Source organism: Halobacillus salinus, from assembly GCF_004684905.1.
GTDB lineage: Bacteria > Bacillota > Bacilli > Bacillales > Halobacillaceae > Halobacillus > Halobacillus salinus.
On sequence record NZ_SRJC01000001.1, the window covers coordinates 695,490 to 715,902 of the forward strand.

The following is a 20,413-nucleotide window of genomic DNA, read 5'->3' on the forward strand; positions in this document are numbered from 1 at the left end:
GGAAGGGGACGTTACGAGTGAGTAAGAAAATGATAGAAGTGAAAGAGCTAAATAAATACTTCGGAGATTTGCACGTACTGAAAGGTATCGACTTCAACGTGGACGAGAGTGAAGTGGTTTGCCTGATAGGTGCCAGTGGTTCCGGGAAAAGTACGATGCTCCGTTGCTTGAACTTTTTAGAGATGAAGAACAGTGGGGAAATCAAGCTTAAAGGAGAAAGCATCGACCCGAATTCAGATGATTTGAATGGGGTTAGGCAGCAGGTTGGGATGGTATTCCAACATTTCAACCTTTTCCCTCATAAAACAGTGCTTCAAAATGTGATTGAAGCACCGATTCAAGTGAAGAAAATATCAAAAAGCCAAGCCAAGAAAGAGGGCCATGAATTACTGGAGAAGGTAGGGCTGGGGGACAAAGCAGATGTGTATCCTTCTAAGCTTTCTGGTGGTCAGAAACAGCGTGTCGCGATTGCGCGTGCTCTAGCTATGAAACCAGAAATCATGCTATTTGATGAACCGACTTCTGCATTGGACCCTGAACTTGTTGGAGAGGTGCTCCAAACGATGAAGGACCTTGCCCAAGAAGGAATGACCATGGTGGTCGTAACGCACGAAATGGGCTTTGCTCGTGAAGTGGCGGATCGTGTTGTGTATATGCACGATGGAAAGATAGTAGAGACCGGAGCTCCAAAGGATATTTTCGAAAACCCGAAAGAGGTACGTACGCAGGAATTCTTAAGTTCTATACTGTAAACAAAAAGACGGGAGCTGTGCTCTCCGTCTTTTTTGTTTATAAGGAAAGGCAATGATCAGACATCATTGCCTTGTGTGAAAATCATACTTATGGGAAACATAGAATAGAAAAGATTTATTTTTTATAAACTAGATAAACACCCAGTCCAATCAAGGCGAGTGGCCAGAATCGTTTAATGAAGAGGACCGTATCCTGTAGAAATCGGAACCACCCTGGTGTATAAGGTGTAAACAGTGCAAACGCACCGATTCCGATCAAGATAAGTGCTGGAATAAGACCTGCCTTCACTTTTTGGTACCTTAACAGAAAGCCTATGCCGACAATCAGTACATAGATACCCCAGTGATCGGTCCAGAAAGGGAAATGACTAACAGCATGGAAATGGATGCCCAAACCGAGTAATAGGACGCCGATGAAGATATTGGAGTATTCGTTACTTATGTAGCTGTGTAAAAGAATGGCGACTCCCACGATGATAAGTAGAGTGGGCCAAGCATAATAAGGGGATAAACCTGGGAGGTCGAGCTGCCTCAGTAGGAAGTATATTCCGAATCCTACCAGTAAAAAGCCGACAAGTGAGTTTTGTTTTTTCAATGGAATTCACGTCCTTTTGCTATAGTGAAGAAATGTCGTTTCCTTGCGAAAGCGCTCGTGTTCTGGTATATTACAAACGGATTATAATTTAGAGTTGTTCTAATGAAATAGTGATAATTTTCTATCTGATGTAACATTATCCTATCACATGAGATTCAAACTCTGTTCATATTTCAGTAAAAAATATCAGTAGAAACATGTTATAATTGGAGATATGGAATTCGAACGTTTTTAAATGGGGGTAGATGTAATGCACATTCTAGCTGTCGGTTTAAATTATAAAACAGCCCCTGTGGAAATACGAGAAAAGCTTACATTTTCCGAGGACCAATTGCAAGCAGCGATGCGCGAATTGAACGGAAGAAAAAGTGTCCTGGAAAATGTGATTATTTCTACATGCAACCGCACGGAAATCTATGCCGTTGTCGATCAACTGCATACGGGCCGTTACTATATTAAACAATTTTTATCGGATTGGTTCGATGTGGATAAAGAGGCATTCACTTCGTACCTTTCTATCTACGAAACAGATGGTGCTATCGAGCATTTGCTGCGAGTAACATCCGGGCTTGATTCTATGGTGCTAGGGGAGACACAAATCCTTGGGCAAATGAAACAAGCTTTCTTACGTGCGCAAGAATCAGGTACTACAGGGACTATCTTCAACCAACTTTTCAAGCAGGCTATTACGATGTCTAAGAAAGGTCACAAGGATACAGAGATCGGGGAGAATGCCGTGTCAGTTAGTTACGCTGCGGTCGAACTTGCCAAGAAGATCTTCGGTGACCTAGTACACAAGCACATCGTCATTGTCGGTGCTGGAAAGATGGGAGAACTAGCAGCGAAGAACCTGCATGGTTCTGGTGTGAAGAAAGTATCTGTGATTAATCGTACTTTTGCCAAAGCGCAAGTTGTAGCCGATCAATTCAATGGCTATGCTCATACGATGGAAGATTTGGAGACCGTTCTTACGGATGCAGATATTGTTATCAGTTCTACAGGAGCTTCGGATTATGTAATCACCCGAGAGGCAATGGAGCCGATCCACAAGAAACGAAAAGGGAAGCCTTTGTTCTTTGTGGATATAGCAGTACCGCGTGATCTTGATCCTGCCATGGAGAACTTAGAGAGCGTTTTCCTTTATGATATCGATGATCTGCAAGGAATTGTAGACGCAAACTTGGAGATGAGAAAACAAGCAGCGGAACAGATAGAACTGATGATTGAAGCAGAGATCATCCAGTTCAAAGAGTGGTTGCAGACAATTGGTGTTGTACCAGTCATTTCAGCTCTTCGTTCTAAGGCACTCTCTATTCAAGCGGAAACGATGAAAAGCATCGAGCGAAAAATGCCGGACATGAGCGAGCGTGAGAAGAAAGTGATCAGTAAGCATACGAAGAGTATTATCAATCAAATGCTTAAAGATCCTATTCTGCAGGCTAAGGAGCTTGCAGCTCAGCCCGACGCCGACGAAACTCTTCAGCTGTTCACGCAAATCTTCGGGATTGAAGAACAGGTAGAAGATGAAATGATGAAGCAGGAGAAGAAAAATAATCCGGCGGGACAGTCTGACAATAAGAGCGCACCGTCGCTCTCTGTCATTCCTCCGATTGTGAATTCTTAAGGATGGGATGTCCATATGTTGGATATTAAATGGGTGTATGAACTCATTCTGCTGCTCTATGGACTAAGTATAATTGGATACTTCATTGATTTTGTGCAGACAAACCGGAAGGCTAACAAGACAGCCTTCTGGTTACTTAGTATGGTTTGGGTTTTACAAACCTTTTTTTTATTGACACAAATATTAGTCGAAGACAATCTTCCGGTTATGACTGTCTATGATGGGCTATACTTTTATACATGGATTCTAGTGACCTTTTCTTTGATGATCAACCGGTTGTTCAGGGTTGATTTCCTAGTCTTTTTCACGAATGTTGTAGGCTTTTTGGTGATGTTGATCCACCTATCTACTAGAGCCCAGAACAATTTGCAGGACCAAGGGGTAAATCTTGTCAATGAAATGCTGGTCGTTCATATAAGTCTAGCGATTTTATCATATGGCTTTTTCACCTTATCCTTCATTTTTTCCATTATGTATTTATTGCAGTACCGATTGTTAAAGCAGAAAAAGTGGAATGCGAAGTTGTTCCGGCTTGGAGATTTAACAAAGCTCGATCACTTCTCCTATATCGCCGTAATACTTGGTGTACCCCTCTTGCTGATTGCGATCATCCTTGGTGTAACGTGGGGTTACGTTTCCCCAGACGTGTTCTACTGGTACGATTCGAAGACGTTAGGATCCTTCTTGGTCCTACTTGTATATATTACGTATTTGTTCTTACGCGTCGTCAAAGGGTATCAAGGGAGGACGATTTCCCTTTTCAATGCAGCAGCATTCCTATTTCTGCTCATTAATTTCTTTTTATTCGGGTCATTATCGAACTTTCATTTTTAGTTTTGAGGAGGAAGTAGTGTGAGAAAAATCGTCATCGGTTCAAGAAAGAGTAACCTAGCGATCACGCAGACAGAATGGGTGATTGAACAACTTAAGGAGATTGATCCTTCTTACGAGTTTGAAATTAAGAGGATCTCTACTAAAGGAGACCGTATCCTCGATGTCACCTTGTCAAAAGTGGGAGGCAAAGGGCTATTCATTAAGGAAATCGAACAAGCTATGTATGACGGAGAAATTGATATGGCTGTTCACAGTATGAAAGACATGCCTGCGGTTGTCGCAGATGGACTGACGGTTGCTTCTATTCCTATTCGGGAAGACCACCGAGATGCCTTTGTATCGAATGATCATGTAGCCCTGAAAGATTTACCAGAGGGTGCTATCGTCGGAACAAGCAGTCTCCGTCGTAGTGCACAAATCAAGGCCGTACGTCCTGATGTGGAGATTCAATGGATCCGAGGCAATATCGATACTAGGTTAAGAAAGTTAAAAGAAGAGAATTACGACGCGATTGTATTAGCAGCAGCAGGACTCAAGCGGATGGGCTGGGATGACGATGTCGTCACAGAATACTTGGAACCAGAAGTGTGTGTCCCAGCAGTAGGACAAGGTGCTCTGGCCATTCAATGTAGAGAGAACGACTCTGAACTCCGCGATTTCCTTCTGAAATTGAATCATGAATACACGGAAACAACGGTCAAAGCAGAACGTAAATTTCTTCATGATCTGAACGGGGGATGCCAAGTTCCTATCGGAGGATATGCTTACCGTAAAGGTGATGAGATTGTTTTGACAGGACTTGTCGGCACACCTGATGGCAGTACGATCCTTCATGAAACAGCGAGAGGTACCGATCCATTAGCTGTCGGTAAAGAGGTGGCGGATCTTTTGAAAGCGCAGGGAGCTCAAGAGATTGTCGACAAAGCGAAAGAGGAGTATGACCAGTAATGTCTTCCTTAACGGGCAGAACGGTTCTCGTGACGAGAGGGAAGACCCAAGCTGCCAGCATGGTTCATGCCATTGAACGCCAAGGGGGAAATGTCATTCACACCCCCCTTGTGACGTTCCAAGTGAATAACACCAGTGAGAATCAACGGATATTAATACAACTTCACGACTACGATTGGGTTTTCTTTACAAGCTCGAATGGCGTGAAGTTTTTTTTCACTATACTTAACGATATCAATATAGAAGTCCCCGTGAACCTACGCTTTGCAGTGGTAGGGGAGAAGACGGAGAGAACGCTAGAGAAATACGGTTATCAAGCAGATTTTGTCCCATCCTCCTTTAAAGGATCGAAGATGGGCAAGGAGTTTTTCGAACGATTCGAACCTTCTATGTCTATTCTATATGTCCGAGGGAATCGTTCGAGAGATGATCTCGTTGATAACTTCAAAGAACAGCAAGTCTTTTTCCAAACGATCACCGCTTATGATACGCTATTGGTGAAGAATGATAAGCACAAAATCGAAAAGCTTGTAGAAAACGGAGAAATCGATGCACTGACGTTTACGAGCCCGTCCACTGTAGAAGCATTTAGTGAAATGATAGAGATAGAAGACGTTTGCTCTATTCCTTGTTTCTGCATCGGTCCCACAACGGCTTCCGAAGCGGAAGGAGCAGGTTTTCGCCATATATTCATACCAGAGAGTTATACCATCGATCATATGGTAGATAGTCTCTCTCAGTATTTTCAAGAAGGAGAACGATAGTATGTCAGAATTACAGTTCAAGCGCCACCGTCGTTTGCGCCGCACCGATTCGATGAGAGCGTTAGTAAGAGAAACCCATTTGCGTACAGAGGATTTGATTTTCCCGATCTTCGTCGTTGAGGGAGAAAAGGTAAAAAACGAAGTAGCTTCTATGCCAGGCGTCCACCAAGTCTCATTAGATCACTTGACAGAAGAAATGAACGAACTTGTTGATTTAGGTATTCGCTCTGTCATCGTGTTCGGAGTACCTGGAGAGAAAGATGAAGTTGGCACCCAAGCCTATCAACAAGAGGGGATTGTGCAGCGTGCGATTCGCCAAATCAAACAAGATACCCCTAGCTTGACCGTCGTTGCGGATACTTGTTTATGCCAGTACACGGACCATGGTCATTGCGGAGTCGTACGTGATGGGGAGATTGTCAATGATGAGTCCCTTCACTATTTGACTCAGACAGCAATTACTCAGGCAGAGGCTGGTGCGGATATCATCGCACCTTCCAATATGATGGACGGGTTCGTAGCAGCCATCCGTCAAGGCTTGGATGAAGCTGGTTACAGTCAAATTCCAGTCATGTCATACGCTGTGAAATATGCTTCTTCCTTCTATGGTCCTTTCCGTGATGCAGCGCACAGTTCCCCTCAATTCGGAGATCGTCGTGCCTATCAAATGGATCCTGCCAACCGTTTGGAAGCTTTGCGCGAAGCAGAATCTGATGTGGAAGAAGGAGCGGATTTCCTTATTGTGAAACCTGCGCTTGCCTACCTTGATATTATGCGGGAAGTGAAGGATCGCTTTAACCTTCCGCTAGTGGCGTACAATGTCAGCGGAGAGTATTCCATGATCAAAGCTGCAGCTCAGAACGGCTGGGTCAATGAAGAAGAAATCGTGCTTGAGAAATTGACATCGATGAAGCGTGCAGGTGCTGACTTGATTATTACGTACTTCGCCAAAGATGCGGCGAGATATTTAAACAAGTAAGGAAGGGTGTTTAGTGATGAGAAACTTGGATCAATCTGTGGAAGCTTATCAGAAAGCGAAGGAACTAATGCCAGGAGGCGTCAACTCTCCGGTACGTGCTTTTAAATCAGTCGGCATGGACCCGATTTTCATGGAAAAGGGGAAAGGCTCCAAGCTGTACGATATCGATGGAAATGAGTATATCGATTATGTATTGAGCTACGGTCCGCTCATTTTAGGCCATGCTGATGAGAATGTGGTCGAGTCTCTTAAAAAAGTGACTGAACTAGGTACGAGCTTTGGTACGCCTACACACTTAGAGAATGACTTAGCTGAACTCGTTATTGATCGTGTCCCTTCCATCGAAATGGTGCGCATGGTCAACTCAGGTACAGAAGCTACGATGAGTGCACTACGTGTCGCTCGTGGCTATACTGGTCGCGATAAGATCTTGAAGTTTGAAGGGAACTATCATGGTCACGGGGATTCTCTGTTGATCAAAGCAGGATCTGGTGTAGCGACGCTTGGACTACCGGACTCCCCTGGTGTTCCTGCTTCGATCGCTCAGAATACGATAACAGTTCCTTACAATGATCTGGAAAGTGTTCGATATGTATTTGAACAATATGGAGATGACCTAGCTGCAGTGATCATGGAGCCGGTGTCTGGTAACATGGGCGTCGTTCCTCCGAATGAAGGATTTTTACAGGAACTTCGCAAAATGACAGAAGAGAACGGAACGGTGCTTATTTTCGACGAGGTTATGACTGGATTCCGTGTGGGCTTCCATAGTGCTCAAGGCCATTTCGGTGTGACACCGGACATGACATGTCTTGGAAAAGTGATCGGTGGTGGTCTGCCAGTCGGTGCTTATGGCGGAAAGCGTGAAATTATGGAGCGAGTTGCACCTGTCGGAGACATTTACCAAGCCGGTACGCTGTCTGGTAATCCTCTTGCGATGAAAGCAGGACTCGAGACGATTTCTGCCATGGATGAGAAGGCTTATGCAGAAATTAACCGTAAAGTAGATCGCTTGATCGAGGGATACACGGAGGCAGCGGAAAAACACAATATTCCGTTGACCGTAAACCGTGCGGGCTCTATGGTTGGTTTCTTCTTTACAAATGAGACGGTAATCAACTTTGAAACAGCAAGTAATTCCGATCTCGACATGTTCACTCGCTATTATCAGGGTATGATTGAAGAAGGTATTTATTTACCGCCTTCTCAATTTGAAGGTTTGTTCTTATCTGTTAAACACAGTGACGAAGATATTGAGAATACTATTCAGGCTGCTGAAAAGGTGTTTGCATCGTTATAAGAAGTAAGCTCAGAGGATTTCCTCTGAGCTTTTTTATTTGTAAGTACTAGATTCAGTAGCTTTCCCTCTCTATATGAGATTTTGGGTTCTATTGACCGTGGTCGTGCATAAGTTGGTGATAGAGACCACATTAGTCTTTGGGAGGGGAATGAACGTTGCAAAATCAAGAAAATGTATTTTCATTCTATTTAGATGAATCTGTTTGGTTTAAGGAAGGACAGGGCGTTCGTGAGCTGATCGGGATCTCGCTCGAACCAGAGATTACGATTGAAGAACGAGGGAATGAAGTTTGCCTGAAAGGGACGGTCCAACTGGCCGGTGAATACCTGGCTGTGGACAGTCAAGAAAAAGAGGAATCCTTTAATTCTTCTGTTCGGGTCATCGATCATGTAGAGATTGGGGAAGAAGGTGAACATCAATTCATCCATGCTTTCCCGGTAGAAGTCACCGTACCTCTAGACCGTGTCACGAGTCTGGATGAAGTGTTCGTCGACATTGAGGCATTCGACTATGAGATTCCCGCTAACAATCAATTGCGCCTTCATGCACAATTGAATATCAACGGAATTGAACCTCAGAGCAGTCAACAGCAAGCGACGAACGATGAGACGTTTGATCAATCCACTACCATCGGACCATATAACATGCCGAAAGAAACTAAGAAGCAAGAACCGCTGTTTCCTGAGCGGGAAGCACCGGTGGTCCAGCTTAATACAGAATCAGAAGAGGAAAGCGGCCGCTGGTTATATAAGAAGTCCCAATCTTTTTCCGAGTTTTTCGGCCATGAAAAGCAGGAAGAGGCGACTTTTGATGTCACCTCTCAAGAAAGTGTAAGTATCGAGGAAAGCTCCTCGTCGTCCCAGGAATCGACACCTGAATCATCATCAGAATCTAAGGTTGAATCATCCTCTCATGAGTCGAGTGAAAAAGAAGCTCCTTCAGGAATGGATGGGATCAAGCAAATCTTCAAGCATCTTTTCCCGAACCGGGAAGACACCTATACGCAAATGAAGATGTATATTGCCCAGGAACAAGAAACGCTTCAATCCATTGCAGAGAAGTATGATGTCTCTGTAAAACAGTTAGAACGCGTGAATCGGTCGGATGCAGAAGATGTGTCTCCAGGAGAGATCGTCTACATCCCTAACTAAATCCATTTATATCTAAAGGCTAGGAAGCACCCGACAATGATGCCAAGCAGGAAAATATCGAACGTAGTTGGCCAGAAGATGGTGCGGATAACCTGAAAGACAAGGATAGGAAGCAGCCAAGTTTCAATGACAATAAGCCAAGTACGGCACCAGGAAGGCAATTTGTAACGGTAAAAGCGACTCAATGAAATCCCTCCTCTCGTGTTCACGAAGCCCGTTTTTTTGAAAATAGTTGACTAAAACCTGTATTTCTATATACAATATGATATATATTGAATATGCGTGAAATGCAGGGATGGGGAAGAGTACATGAACAACTCCTTCAGAGAGGAAAACACGTTGGTGAGAGTTTTCCAGGAATCTTGTTGATGGAAGGTCGCCCCGGAAGCAGCTTCTTTGAACATCGCAGTAGGAGAAGCCGGTTAGAAGCCGTTATTAGAATCGAGTGTACAGGAGTGTCTCCTGTAAATTAAGGTGGTACCACGGAAAGCAATCCCTTTCGTCCTTTTTGGATGAAGGGGATTTTTTATTTTTTTATAAAAGAAAAGGAGGAAGATCGATATGAATCAAACAGATCTTTCGATGCCCACAAAGTACGATCCGCAATCTGTAGAGAACGATCGTTATCAGTATTGGGTAGATGGGAAATTTTTTGAAGCAACAGGTGATAAGAACAAAGAGCCATACACGATTGTCATTCCACCCCCGAACGTAACAGGGAAACTGCACCTTGGTCACGCTTGGGATACAACGCTTCAAGACATTCTGACACGTGTTAAGCGTATGCAAGGCTACGATGTTTTATGGCTTCCAGGAATGGACCACGCTGGTATCGCAACACAGGCTAAAGTGGATGCAAAATTGCGCGAGCAAGGCATCAACCGTCATGACCTTGGCCGTGAAAAATTCTTGGAGAAATCTTGGGAATGGAAAGACGAGTACGCGAAATTCATCCGTGCTCAATGGGAAAAGTTAGGTCTTGGTCTCGATTATTCTCGCGAGCGTTTTACGCTGGATGAAGGTCTTTCTGAAGCCGTAAAAGAAGTGTTCGTCAAGCTTTATGAGAAAGGCTTGATCTACCGCGGCGAATACATCATTAACTGGGACCCTCAAACGAAGACAGCCCTATCAGACATAGAAGTAGAGTATAAAGATGTCCAAGGTGCCTTCTATCATATGCGCTACCCGTTGAAAGACGAGGAAGGCTCTATTGAAATTGCGACAACCCGTCCAGAGACGATGCTTGGGGATACAGCCATCGCTGTCCATCCAGAAGACGATCGCTATAAGCATCTGATCGGCAAAAAGGCTGTCCTGCCTATTGTTGGTCGTGAGATTGAGATTGTAGCGGACGATTACGTAGATATGGAATTCGGTTCTGGAGCGGTTAAGATTACGCCAGCTCACGACCCGAATGACTTCGAGATTGGAAACCGTCATAATTTAGAACGAGTACTTGTGATGAACGAAGACGGTTCTATGAACGAAAATGCAGGTGAATACAAAGGCATGGATCGTTTCGAATGCCGTAAGCAGATTGTCAAAGACTTGCAGGAGCAAGGGGTGCTTTTCGAGATTGAAGAGCATATGCACTCTGTTGGCCACTCCGAACGAAGTGGAGCAGTAGTAGAGCCGTACCTCTCTACACAGTGGTTTGTTGATATGCAGCCGTTAGCAGATGCTTCGGTTAAGCTGCAAAAAGGGGAAGAAGCTGTACAGTTTGTTCCAGATCGTTTCGAGAAACCATACTTGCACTGGATGGAAAACACTAGAGACTGGTGTATTTCTCGTCAGCTTTGGTGGGGTCACCGCATTCCAGCCTGGTACCACAATGAAACAGGTGAAGTGTATGTAGGGAAAGAGGAACCGAAAGATAAAGAGAACTGGACGCAAGAGGAAGATGTTCTTGATACATGGTTCTCTTCTGCGCTATGGCCATTTTCTACGATGGGCTGGCCGGATGAGAACAGTGAAGATTACAAGCGTTACTTCCCAACGAACGTGCTCGTGACAGGTTATGACATCATCGGGTTCTGGGTAAGCCGAATGATTTTCCAATCTCTAGAGTTCACGGGTGAGCGTCCGTTCAACGATGTTCTCATTCACGGTCTTGTACGTGATGCAGATGGACGTAAGATGAGTAAATCACTTGGTAACGGTGTCGATCCAATGGATGTTATCGACAAATACGGAGCGGACTCCTTACGCTGGTTCTTATCTACTGGCTCATCACCTGGTCAAGACTTGCGTTTCCACTGGGAGAAAGTCGAATCTACTTGGAACTTCGCTAATAAGATTTGGAACGCTTCCCGTTTTGCTTTGATGAATATGGGAGACTTGAAGTTTAATGAGATCGACCTCACTGGTGAAAAATCAGTAGCCGACCAATGGATCTTGACTCGTTTGAATCAAACAATAGAGACGGTAACGCAAAACATTGACAAGTATGAGTTCGGTGAAGCTGGCCGCCACCTTTACAACTTCATCTGGGATGATTTCTGTGATTGGTACATTGAAATGGCGAAGCTGCCACTATACGGTGAAGACGAAGCGCGTATCCATACTACCCGCTCGATCTTAGCTTATACACTGGACCAAATCATGCGTATGCTACATCCGTTCATGCCGTTCATCACAGAGGAAATTTGGCAGCATCTTCCTCATGAAGGGGAGTCAATCACTCAGGCTGCGTGGCCAACAGTTCGTGAAGAGTTCCACAACGAACAAGCAGCAGCTGAAATGGACCGTTTAGTATCCATCATTCGCTCTGTACGAAACATACGTGCAGAAGTGGATACACCGATGTCCAAAGAAATTCAACTTATGATCCAGGCGAAGGACGAAGATGTTGTTAAAGAACTTGAGAAGAATCGCAACTATTTGGAGCGCTTCTGTAATCCGAGTGAACTGACGATTGCAACAGATTTGCAGGCACCTGAAAAAGCGATGTCCGCTGTTGTAACTGGTGCAGAGCTCTACTTGCCGCTTGCTGGTCTGATCAACATCGAAGACGAAATCAAGCGTCTAGAGGATGAATGGAAGAAGTGGGACAAAGAAGTAGATCGCGTTCAGAAAAAACTATCCAACGAGAACTTTGTAAGCAAAGCTCCTGAACAGGTAGTAGAAGAAGAGCGTAAGAAGGAACAAGACTATCTCGAAAAACGAGCTAGTGTAGAAGCACGAATTAAAGAATTGAAAGCATAAATATATTGATGGGGAGGGTATTCGGAGGGAATACTCTCCCTTTTTGAAAGAAGGGAAACATGGTGAAGAATTATCAGGACGCCCTGCAGTGGATACATCAACGTGAAAAATTTAAAATAAAGCCCGGGTTGGCTCGTATGACATGGATGATGGAACGGTTGAACCATCCGGAAGAACGCATCCAGGCAGTACATATTGCCGGAACGAATGGGAAGGGATCTACGGTTTCTTTTCTACGCGAACTCCTCCAAGCACATGGGTTAAGTGTCGGGACATTCACTTCCCCCTATATCGTTCGTTTTAATGAGCGGATCAGTGTGAATGGAGAACCGGTCGAGGACGGGGATCTGGCCGATCTCGTGAATAGAATCAAACCGGTAGCGGAAGAATTGGCGGATACTCCACTCGGGGCACCTACTGAATTTGAAGTGATTACAGCAATGTCTCTTGTCTATTTTGCGGAGAAGGAATTAGACGTTGTGATCTATGAGGCTGGTTTAGGTGGATTGTATGATTCAACCAATATCCTGAGTCCTATCTTGACAATCATTACGAACATAGGAAAGGATCATATGAATATCCTAGGGTCGACCTATGCTCAGATTGCCCGGGAAAAGGCAGGCATCATCAAACCGGGAATTCCAGTGATTACCGCGGCGAAGCAGGAAGAGTCCATTCAAATTATTAGAGAAAAGGCAGCTCAAGAGAAGAGCGATTTCTATATAAACGGGGAAGATTTTCATACGGTTCACTTAGAGAGTTCTGACGAAGGGGAAGTGTTTGAATTCCATAACGACCGCTTCATTTCCAAACCTTTATTGAGTCGAATGATGGGAGCGCATCAGGTGGACAATGCAGCGCTCGCTATTCAGGCAATGGAAGTATTACAAGGTCTAGGCTACTCTTTTGAGAGGGAGTATTACCGGTCTGCCATTCGTGCAACACACTGGCCGGCAAGATTTGAGAAAGTACAAGAAGAGCCTCTTGTAATTCTGGATGGAGCGCACAACGAAGAAGGAACCAGAGCACTTGTAGAAACCGTTAAAGAACATTATTCAAATAAAAGAGTGACACTACTATACTCGGCGCTTGAAGATAAGCCGGTGCAAGCGATGTTAACGATGCTATCCGAGGTAGTGGATTGTGCTTTCATGACGTCATTTAATTTCCCAAGAGCTTTGTCTGCGGAACAATTGCAGCAACTATCGCCGGTTAAAAGAACCGAAGCGATCGATTCCTATCAGGAGGCTGTATCAACGTCATTGTCGCAGATGGAAGACGATGAACTTTTATTAGTAACTGGATCGCTCTATTTCCTGTCAGAAATCAGGAAAATTTTTGAATGATAGTGGAACTTGTGATAATATACTAATTATCTGAATTTTGTCTTAAATTAGTTCTTTAGAACGAAAGAGGGGTTGAGGAAATGGGCCGGAAGGAGAAGATAGCGGTTTGGCTTGTTTGGTTAATTGTCTGGCCGGCTGGCTTATTTGGTGTATTTCAATTCTTCCCCCCTGATTTAATTGATAACCAAATGGATATCTTGGCATTCGTCATCCTAGCCTCTATAGTTGCTTTGTTTCCCTTACAAATAGGGGACAACCCTGTATTTTTTACACATGGTATCACATTCGCCGTTTTTTTATATTTTGGACTAGCGGTAGAAATAATCGTTTCACAAGTGGCACTCATCTTCTTGCTTTTAAAACTGAGGGTTTCGCGGTCGAATGTTCATCGGTTTCCATTGAACTTCGTCATGTTTTTAGTGATTTCTATTTCTTCGGCCCTCATCTATCATATGCTCGGTGGACAACATGGAAGGGAAGCTGTCTCTTCTGTAAGCAATGCTGTTCCGATCGTAGCTTATGCATTCTTTCAGCTGTTCTTTAATCAACTCACCATAAAGTTTATTGCCAAGTTTTTGTATAAGCGACATGTCAAAATGTTCGACATCGGATTGTTATGGGATTTGACATCCGGTCTACTTGTGTTCCCGGTCGGCTTTCTGCTCTACATGATGTATGCAGAGTTCGGGGTGAGCGCTGTATTCTATGTTGGAATTCCTTTCATACTGATTTCAGGGATGCTTATGCTTTATCACAAGAGCAGTATCGTCAACCAATACTTGAAACGGACGAGCAGAATCGGTCATGAGCTAACAGGTAATTTAGGCGTGAAGGATGTTTTAGACTTGTTTGTCGACCGTTTAAGTCAACTTCTGCCAGTAGATTATATTTATATCTTTGACGTCGAATCAGATCGGGAGATGAACCTGATCCGATATTTCGATCGGTCCGGGGTCACCTATTTCCCCTCTATCAAACTACATATCGGAGAGAGTATAAGTGGTCATACTTGGGAGGAAGGAAATAGCTTTAAATATAACAAAAAGAGTGATTGGGACCATCTGAGAAACCGCTATACACCGAAGGAAGCGGAAAGCGCCTTATCTGTACCTATTGAGCGCAAGGGGGAAATCGTCGGAGTGATCACGATTTACTCCAATCAGAAATACGCATTTTTACAATTTCAATTTATGATTCTCAACATTTTGGGCAGTTATTTGGCTGTTGCCATCGATAATGCCCGACACTATGAGAAGACGAAATTAGAGAGTGAACGTTGTGCATTAACAGGACTTTATAATTTCCGCTATTTCCAAGATCAGCTTCACGAAGCTTTTTTCTCAGACAAGGACCAATCCATTGCTTTGATATTGCTTGATATCGATCACTTCAAATCGATTAACGATACGTATGGACATGAAAGTGGAAATGAAATCCTATGTCAGTTTGCGGAAAGATTGGAAGATGTAGTTGGCAACGCGGGCGTCGTCGCTCGCTATGGAGGAGAGGAATTCGCCATCCTGCTGCCGAGGTACAAGGACTACGAAGCTTATCAGGTAGCAGAGGATATTCGTCGCTCGATTGCTGAGCAACCTTTCAGTACCTATCAGTATATTCTGTCTGATGACGAACCGAAAGAGGTCTCTATAACAGCATCGATCGGGGTTGCGACATACCCTGTCGACTGTGAAGAACCACTGGAACTGATTCGTCATGCTGATCGGGCTATGTATGTTGGTGCAAAGCAGAAGGGGCGCAACAGAGTGGCGTGTTATGAGGAATTAAAAACAGCAGCGGAGTCATTGTGACTTCGCTGCTGTTTTTTTATGGTGTAGGGCAATGACCGTGGTTGGATCGAACTTTGTGATTACTACTTATATTTTCAGCACCATAAACTTCTCCCTCAGCACATATGATTGCCTTGCTCCACCCCGGCCCAACCTGATCATTTATATGGATGTCTCCTCGTGATGAAATGACGGTACCGTTCTGCGTTGATACTTTTCCATTTAGCACTATATCCCCTTCTGAATAAACCATGGCATTGGATTGCATAGAAAGCGGGCCATTTACAGTCAAGGAGCCACTGCTAAATACAGCATTATTTTGTACATACAGAGATTCATTTACTAAAGTATCACCAGCAACATCCAATCGGGAATTGGATTGTTGGTCTACGTTTCCTATGGCAGTATCGCCGGTTATAGAAAAGCGGGAATCAGACTGCATTTTCAGGTTGCCGTTGATCTGGATATTCCCCTTCACATCTAGTTTTGAGTTAGATTGAAGGAATAAGCTATCTCCATCTAAGTTATGATCAACATTCATCGTTGAATTGGATTGCATCGTAAAGGTATCTCTCAAGAATGCATATCCCTTAACAAAAAGTTGACTATTACTTTGTAATGTTGAAGATTCATCCATTCTGATGCTTCCGTTTGTTTCAACTTTAGAATCAGATTGCAAGGTGAGGCCTTGTTTATAGTAAGCGTTAAATGTTCTAACTTGGGAGCTGCTGCTCAGAACTACGTTGCCCTCGAACAAACCATTTCCCGATATATCAAGAATAGAGTCTTGTTCTAACTTAGCGGATTGATCCAGGTAAAAATGGTTCCCCACCAGCACTTTAAGTGGAGTCCTATCGTTATAATTCCTGTTTAATGTCATGCTTGTTTTGCTCCATAGAGATTGATGGAAAGTTGTGATATGACATTTGTATCCCCAGGAAGGTGCAAAGACTTGAGAAGCATTAAGTAGAATGTTTTCGTCGAACTCACAGTAATTTCTATCCCCATTTGGGTGATCTTGTTTGAAATCGGATTCTCTATCTTGCTCAATCGTTTCGAATTCTTCCCAGGTTGTAAATAATTTGAGTTCCGGATCGCCTTCATCCCCATCGTTTTCTTCTTCAGGTAATGCAAGCTCAGGTTCTGTTTTACGTTTTTGAATGATGGTCGACGTTTGATAACTCTGATCGTTTTCTTCCGCGTTAACGTCGGTTTTTAACATAACCTTCGTAGGTGATCCATCTGTTATGATGCAATCATTCCCACTCAGGGTCTCATCACTGGTAATATCTAACGTGTCGTTAGAGTTAGGTGAATTCTTTATGTTTTCAATGTATAATTCACTTATAGTCATATGTTCCTTAGTCAATAAGTCTTCGTTTTCCATAGACAATGTCTCGCGGTCGACAAGGCAGATTGTTGTATCTTGTTGTATAACTTTCTCTCTGATTGTTGTTATGATGGAGTTAGTCTGTTGCTTTAGGTCTATTTCATTTTGGACTATGGAATTAGATTGAAAGGTTTGGGTGACAAGACTGCCAGCTATAGTGGATATGATCCCGATTAGCGCAATAGCAGCTAGTAGTTCGACTAATGTCAAACCTTTGTTGTTAAAATATTTCTTCATAGGATAAACTCCTTATGATGTAAGTGGGTTGATAAAGTGTATCACAACGAAAAAGGAATAACGCTTGTAGAGATACTAGTCTCTATTGCCCTATTTAGTGTTGTCGTAACCTTGTTTCTTTCCTTGTTTAGTGATTATATGGTTATGACGAAGAGGGTAGAGAACGAAGTCGATAGCATAAATTTAGCGGAAGAAGTCGCTTATTACATAGAATCTTCAGGTGTAGCACCGACTGCTTGCGGTCCTTCAGATGAAATAATGGATATTACGAATGCGTTAGAAGACTATGAATCTTTCGGACTAGATTCGTCAAACCAATTATATTATACTTCACCTGAGAATCAAAGGTACTATCCAGTTGTAAAAAAGCTATGTTCAGGAAGAACGGCACAAGAAGAGAACCTGCAATTAATACCAATAAAAATCGAGGTACTACGAAAAAACAGTGGTGGAACGAACACAACCATTACCGAGACCTATCGATACCTAAGCGGATCGGAGGTGAACTAGATGCGGAAGAAACTCTTTAACGAAAGAGGAGCAGCATTAGTACTAGTACTATTAGTGATTGTATTAGTGGGGATCTTCGGCACCGTATTGGCAACGCAAATTAATTCGACAGGAATGCAAGCGAATAAGTCCCAAGAATTAGTACAGGCGGAGAGTTTAGCCGTAATGGGAGAAAACCTTCTAATCAAAGATGTTGAAAAACTAACAGATCTTGATCAACCACTCCAGATGATTAGAGATAAGTGGGATGAAAATATACTTTTGAAACAAATGAATTCCAGTCATTCCTACTTGATTGAAACGAAACAAATACTAGAGAAAAGTGCAGGGGAATATGTTCTACCCTATAAGGTGACAGGAACTTCTGAAGGGACTACTAAATCTATTGAGAATGAGCTGACCCTCTCCTCTTCAGAAGAAAGCTGGGTGGCAGCTATTGAACGTAAGAAAGAAGAGTTGAGTAGTAAGGAATGCAATACCAATAGTTCACCTCCTTGTTTCTATTTTCCAAGGGGTTTAGACACTAATAAGTCCGAAATGTACGAAGGAGATTTGTGGGTGAATGATGGTCTAACCATACGAGGAAAGAAACAAGTTGAGGTTACCAAGTTCCTTCTTCTTACTTCGGGTTATTTAACGATGAATGGAAGCAAAGCGGAAATCATCGTTCGAGGAGATGCTTATATTAGTGCCAATCCTAGTAAGGTTTCTTATTTGATTATTCAAGGGGATGCCTTCTTCGAGAATGTAGATGTTTGGAGCCGTGTGGAAGGTGTTTGTATTGAAGGGCAGACGAACCTAGTAGACCAGAGTGGACTTTCCATTGGCGGACAGGATTGCCCTTAGGAGGTAAAAAGTGGTTATACAACTTGTTTTCTTATTAATAGCAGCAATTATTTTAGTTATAGCTATGAATTTCGTAAAGACAGATTACGATAATAAAAGTAAGTGGATTCTATTTGGAAGTGCGGTCTCCATTGCAATCATTACCATCTTTTCTAGTTATACTTTCGGTTTATTCGTTTCGTTATTACTAGTAATGTTAGTGATAGGATTAATTTCAATACTTATATTCCCTAGGCTCTCGAAAGTGGGAGACGACCAATACGATGATATTCGTTTCGTGGCTCCGATCGATGAAGAGAAGAATGTAGGGGATAATGCAAGGGTTGCGGGAGAAGAGTGGAAGGAAAGAAATACGTCGGTTAACGCAAATCCTTATCCAGGTCGTACAGTGGAAATGGAGAGCGAGCAAATAGACGATGAAATAGAAGAAAGGATGGAAGTTCAAGAAGAGAGAGTGGAGACTTTTGAAGAGGATAATGGTGCTCTAGAACCAATTAGTGAGACAGCTCAGCCTGCGCCATCCATTCCCCTTGAAGAAAGCGAACTGGACTTTGAAGACGAACTCTTGGCCAATCGAAGAAGTATTATGGAAGAAGAAAGACTCGATAACGATACAGGACAGATTTACGAAGAGGATCCAAATCGTAATTTTGAGGATTTACGAGAACTTGATGAACAAGAAGTGAGTGAAGAAGAGAAAGAGTCCAACCCTGAAGAACGCTCGATTGATTTCGATATGGATGACTTTGAAATTCCAGAGCTCGACTTAGAAGAGGACTCCTATAAACAAGGGGGTGAATAAATGGAACATGCCAAAGGGTTTGGATTACTGATCGGGATGACTGCATTTCTTCTTCTCTTTACATATGTAGGTCCGATGGGGTGGCAGCTCGTTTCAGGTGAAGAAAAAGTGTATGAACCGAACACCTCTGTTGCGGGCATCAGCATCGGAGGTTTAACGGAAAGCGAAGCATCAACCAAATTGTCCGGTCACGTTTCAGATTGGGAGAGGCAGAGGGATATTTTACTCGAATCAGAGACGGAGAAGGTAAGGATCTCGAGCGACTTTTTCCTATTTGATGTGGAAGCAACGCTTGATGAAGTCGTAGAAGGAACCGATCAAGATCTTGTCGTTCGTACAGATGAGAGTTATCAGAGCGAAGTGGAGAGTCAGTGGAAACCCGCATTGAGAACGAACTTTGAATGGGAAGACTGGACAGCTGCTGTTTTAGAAAAGGCTTCTGATTTAGAGGAAGAACCTCTTGTTTATTCAGTCTATAACTTCGTACCTAGTGATGTGTCTCCTCTTCTTGAAACGGTAGCCGAATACGAGATTTCGGTTAAAGAGACCTCACTTCTTTCCGAGCTGGTGTCTTCCATGGACACTTTGACATTGAAATCAGAGCAGGAGTTCTCGTTGATAGAAGCAGCCGAGGAACTTCCTGTAAGTATAAATGAAGAGACTTTAAGCATTGTTGCCACGACTATATTTGGTGCGGCATTAGATACGAACTTCGCAATCCAACAACGTCATATTAGTCAGAAACTGCCTGATTACGCTGTGCTTGGTCGGGAAGCTAGTGTGAAACCTAGTCAAAACGATGACTTCGTTTTATATAACCCTAATTCATCTGACTATATAATTTCCCTTTCCTTAGAGGGTTCGAATTTAATTGTTGAAGTACGGGGGTATCCGTTTGTAGAACAATACTTCAGCTCGGTTGAAGACGTACAAGCAATCGAACCGCGTACCATCGTCCGGTACTCCTCTTTTGTGAATCCTTCAGACGTGCAAGTTGAGCAAGAAGGTGAAACAGGACAACGTGCCTTTGTATACCGTTCATCCCGTGGCGAAAGTGGAATAAGAGAGAAAATCGCGGAAGATTATTACCCCCCTGTTAACCGAGTAGAACTCCGTTATGGTGTGGAAGGGGAAGAAAACAATGACTCTTCCGGCTCTGGCGGCGACGTGAGCGCTGACGACTCAACGGGTAATAACAATGACAGGGATCAAGATGCCGCTAGTGATGATACCAATACGGATACAGATGCAGATGGAGAAACGGAAGGAAATCCTGATGATGCAAAAGAAGTCGATCCTTCTAATCCGATTTGGGAACAAGATGAAGCAGATAAAGAAAAATAA

The 20,413-nt window shown here is 43.3% G+C and carries 18 protein-coding genes and 1 other annotated feature; of the genes, 15 read left to right on the forward strand and 3 right to left on the reverse strand.

What is annotated here, in order from left to right:
* Window positions 1-29 precede the first annotated feature (29 nt).
* Entirely contained in the window at window positions 30-752 is a 723-nt protein-coding gene (locus tag E4663_RS03795) for an amino acid ABC transporter ATP-binding protein (protein ID WP_079480869.1), read from the forward strand.
* Between the two features lie 115 nt (window positions 753-867).
* Here the strand turns inward: E4663_RS03795 and E4663_RS03800 are convergent, their stop codons facing one another.
* Complete coding sequence (locus E4663_RS03800; RefSeq protein WP_135326730.1) at window positions 868-1,347, reverse strand: LiaI-LiaF-like domain-containing protein; 480 nt, start codon at window positions 1,345-1,347, stop codon at window positions 868-870.
* A 250-nt stretch (window positions 1,348-1,597) separates the two neighbouring features.
* On the opposite strand from E4663_RS03800, the gene hemA reads away from it, so the two are divergent.
* The 7 genes from hemA to spoVID all read left to right on the forward strand — a co-directional run bounded on the left by hemA (window position 1,598) and on the right by spoVID (window position 8,947).
* On the forward strand, window positions 1,598-2,971 hold the full coding sequence (gene hemA, locus E4663_RS03805; RefSeq protein ID WP_135326731.1) for a glutamyl-tRNA reductase: 1,374 nt from the start codon (window positions 1,598-1,600) through the stop codon (window positions 2,969-2,971).
* 15 nt (window positions 2,972-2,986) lie between these two features.
* Window positions 2,987-3,805 (forward strand): cytochrome C assembly family protein, encoded by an 819-nt coding sequence (locus tag E4663_RS03810; protein WP_079479505.1) that lies wholly within the window; start codon window positions 2,987-2,989, stop codon window positions 3,803-3,805.
* An 18-nt stretch (window positions 3,806-3,823) separates the two neighbouring features.
* Window positions 3,824-4,753 (forward strand): hydroxymethylbilane synthase, encoded by a 930-nt coding sequence (gene hemC / locus E4663_RS03815; protein WP_079479506.1) that lies wholly within the window; start codon window positions 3,824-3,826, stop codon window positions 4,751-4,753.
* Window positions 4,753-5,517: a uroporphyrinogen-III synthase gene (locus E4663_RS03820; RefSeq protein ID WP_135326732.1), complete on the forward strand. Its 765-nt coding sequence runs from the start codon at window positions 4,753-4,755 to the stop codon at window positions 5,515-5,517. Before hemC ends, E4663_RS03820 begins: the two co-directional genes overlap by 1 nt.
* Before the next feature lies 1 nt (window position 5,518).
* Complete coding sequence (gene hemB, locus E4663_RS03825; RefSeq protein ID WP_079479508.1) at window positions 5,519-6,496, forward strand: porphobilinogen synthase; 978 nt, start codon at window positions 5,519-5,521, stop codon at window positions 6,494-6,496.
* 16 nt (window positions 6,497-6,512) lie between these two features.
* Window positions 6,513-7,796, forward strand: a complete 1,284-nt coding sequence (hemL, locus tag E4663_RS03830; RefSeq protein WP_079480870.1) for a glutamate-1-semialdehyde 2,1-aminomutase — start codon at window positions 6,513-6,515, stop codon at window positions 7,794-7,796.
* Window positions 7,797-7,951: 155 nt separating this feature from the next.
* On the forward strand, window positions 7,952-8,947 hold the full coding sequence (spoVID, locus tag E4663_RS03835) for a stage VI sporulation protein D (RefSeq protein WP_135326733.1): 996 nt from the start codon (window positions 7,952-7,954) through the stop codon (window positions 8,945-8,947).
* Here the strand turns inward: spoVID and E4663_RS03840 are convergent.
* On the reverse strand, window positions 8,944-9,132 hold the full coding sequence (locus E4663_RS03840) for a hypothetical protein (protein WP_079479510.1): 189 nt from the start codon (window positions 9,130-9,132) through the stop codon (window positions 8,944-8,946). The two genes, spoVID and E4663_RS03840, sit on opposite strands and share 4 nt — an antisense overlap.
* 98 nt (window positions 9,133-9,230) lie before the next feature.
* Window positions 9,231-9,457, forward strand: a binding site (T-box leader).
* 51 nt (window positions 9,458-9,508) lie between these two features.
* Here E4663_RS03840 and E4663_RS03845 point away from each other — a divergent pair.
* From E4663_RS03845 to E4663_RS03855, 3 genes are all read left to right on the forward strand, one after another.
* Window positions 9,509-12,151, forward strand: a complete 2,643-nt coding sequence (locus E4663_RS03845) for a valine--tRNA ligase (RefSeq protein WP_135326734.1) — start codon at window positions 9,509-9,511, stop codon at window positions 12,149-12,151.
* 59 nt (window positions 12,152-12,210) lie between these two features.
* The gene (locus E4663_RS03850) at window positions 12,211-13,497 is read left to right on the forward strand and encodes a bifunctional folylpolyglutamate synthase/dihydrofolate synthase (RefSeq protein ID WP_135326735.1); all 1,287 of its coding nucleotides are present in this window, start codon (window positions 12,211-12,213) and stop codon (window positions 13,495-13,497) included.
* Window positions 13,498-13,577: 80 nt separating this feature from the next.
* The gene (locus E4663_RS03855; RefSeq protein WP_135326736.1) at window positions 13,578-15,305 is read left to right on the forward strand and encodes a sensor domain-containing diguanylate cyclase; all 1,728 of its coding nucleotides are present in this window, start codon (window positions 13,578-13,580) and stop codon (window positions 15,303-15,305) included.
* A 16-nt stretch (window positions 15,306-15,321) separates the two neighbouring features.
* Here the strand turns inward: E4663_RS03855 and E4663_RS03860 are convergent, their stop codons facing one another.
* Window positions 15,322-16,911 (reverse strand): pilus assembly FimT family protein, encoded by a 1,590-nt coding sequence (locus E4663_RS03860; protein WP_135326737.1) that lies wholly within the window; start codon window positions 16,909-16,911, stop codon window positions 15,322-15,324.
* 36 nt (window positions 16,912-16,947) lie between these two features.
* Here E4663_RS03860 and E4663_RS03865 point away from each other — a divergent pair, with 36 nt between their 5' ends.
* The 4 genes from E4663_RS03865 to E4663_RS03880 are packed head-to-tail and all read left to right on the forward strand — an operon-like array spanning window position 16,948 to window position 20,413.
* Window positions 16,948-17,421, forward strand: coding sequence for a type II secretion system protein (locus tag E4663_RS03865; RefSeq protein ID WP_135326738.1), 474 nt, complete (start codon window positions 16,948-16,950; stop codon window positions 17,419-17,421).
* Window positions 17,422-18,267, forward strand: coding sequence for a hypothetical protein (locus E4663_RS03870; RefSeq protein ID WP_135326739.1), 846 nt, complete (start codon window positions 17,422-17,424; stop codon window positions 18,265-18,267). It begins immediately after the preceding gene.
* Between the two features lie 10 nt (window positions 18,268-18,277).
* The gene (locus E4663_RS03875) at window positions 18,278-19,069 is read left to right on the forward strand and encodes a UbiA prenyltransferase family protein (protein WP_135326740.1); all 792 of its coding nucleotides are present in this window, start codon (window positions 18,278-18,280) and stop codon (window positions 19,067-19,069) included.
* Window positions 19,070-20,413: a VanW family protein gene (locus E4663_RS03880; protein WP_135326741.1), complete on the forward strand. Its 1,344-nt coding sequence runs from the start codon at window positions 19,070-19,072 to the stop codon at window positions 20,411-20,413.

Bases quoted from the DNA above. Each gene is read 5' to 3' on its own strand.
- E4663_RS03795 (WP_079480869.1), top strand. From the start codon at position 30: ATGATAGAAGTGAAAGAGCTAAATAAATACTTCGGAGATTTGCACGTA.
- hemA (WP_135326731.1), top strand. From the start codon at position 1,598: ATGCACATTCTAGCTGTCGGTTTAAATTATAAAACAGCCCCTGTGGAA.
- E4663_RS03810 (WP_079479505.1), top strand. From the start codon at position 2,987: ATGTTGGATATTAAATGGGTGTATGAACTCATTCTGCTGCTCTATGGA.
- E4663_RS03820 (WP_135326732.1), top strand. From the start codon at position 4,753: ATGTCTTCCTTAACGGGCAGAACGGTTCTCGTGACGAGAGGGAAGACC.
- hemB (WP_079479508.1), top strand. From the start codon at position 5,519: ATGTCAGAATTACAGTTCAAGCGCCACCGTCGTTTGCGCCGCACCGAT.
- hemL (WP_079480870.1), top strand. From the start codon at position 6,513: ATGAGAAACTTGGATCAATCTGTGGAAGCTTATCAGAAAGCGAAGGAA.
- E4663_RS03845 (WP_135326734.1), top strand. From the start codon at position 9,509: ATGAATCAAACAGATCTTTCGATGCCCACAAAGTACGATCCGCAATCT.
- E4663_RS03850 (WP_135326735.1), top strand. From the start codon at position 12,211: ATGGTGAAGAATTATCAGGACGCCCTGCAGTGGATACATCAACGTGAA.
- E4663_RS03855 (WP_135326736.1), top strand. From the start codon at position 13,578: ATGGGCCGGAAGGAGAAGATAGCGGTTTGGCTTGTTTGGTTAATTGTC.
- E4663_RS03860 (WP_135326737.1), bottom strand. From the start codon at position 16,911: ATGAAGAAATATTTTAACAACAAAGGTTTGACATTAGTCGAACTACTA.
- E4663_RS03870 (WP_135326739.1), top strand. From the start codon at position 17,422: ATGCGGAAGAAACTCTTTAACGAAAGAGGAGCAGCATTAGTACTAGTA.
- E4663_RS03880 (WP_135326741.1), top strand. From the start codon at position 19,070: ATGGAACATGCCAAAGGGTTTGGATTACTGATCGGGATGACTGCATTT.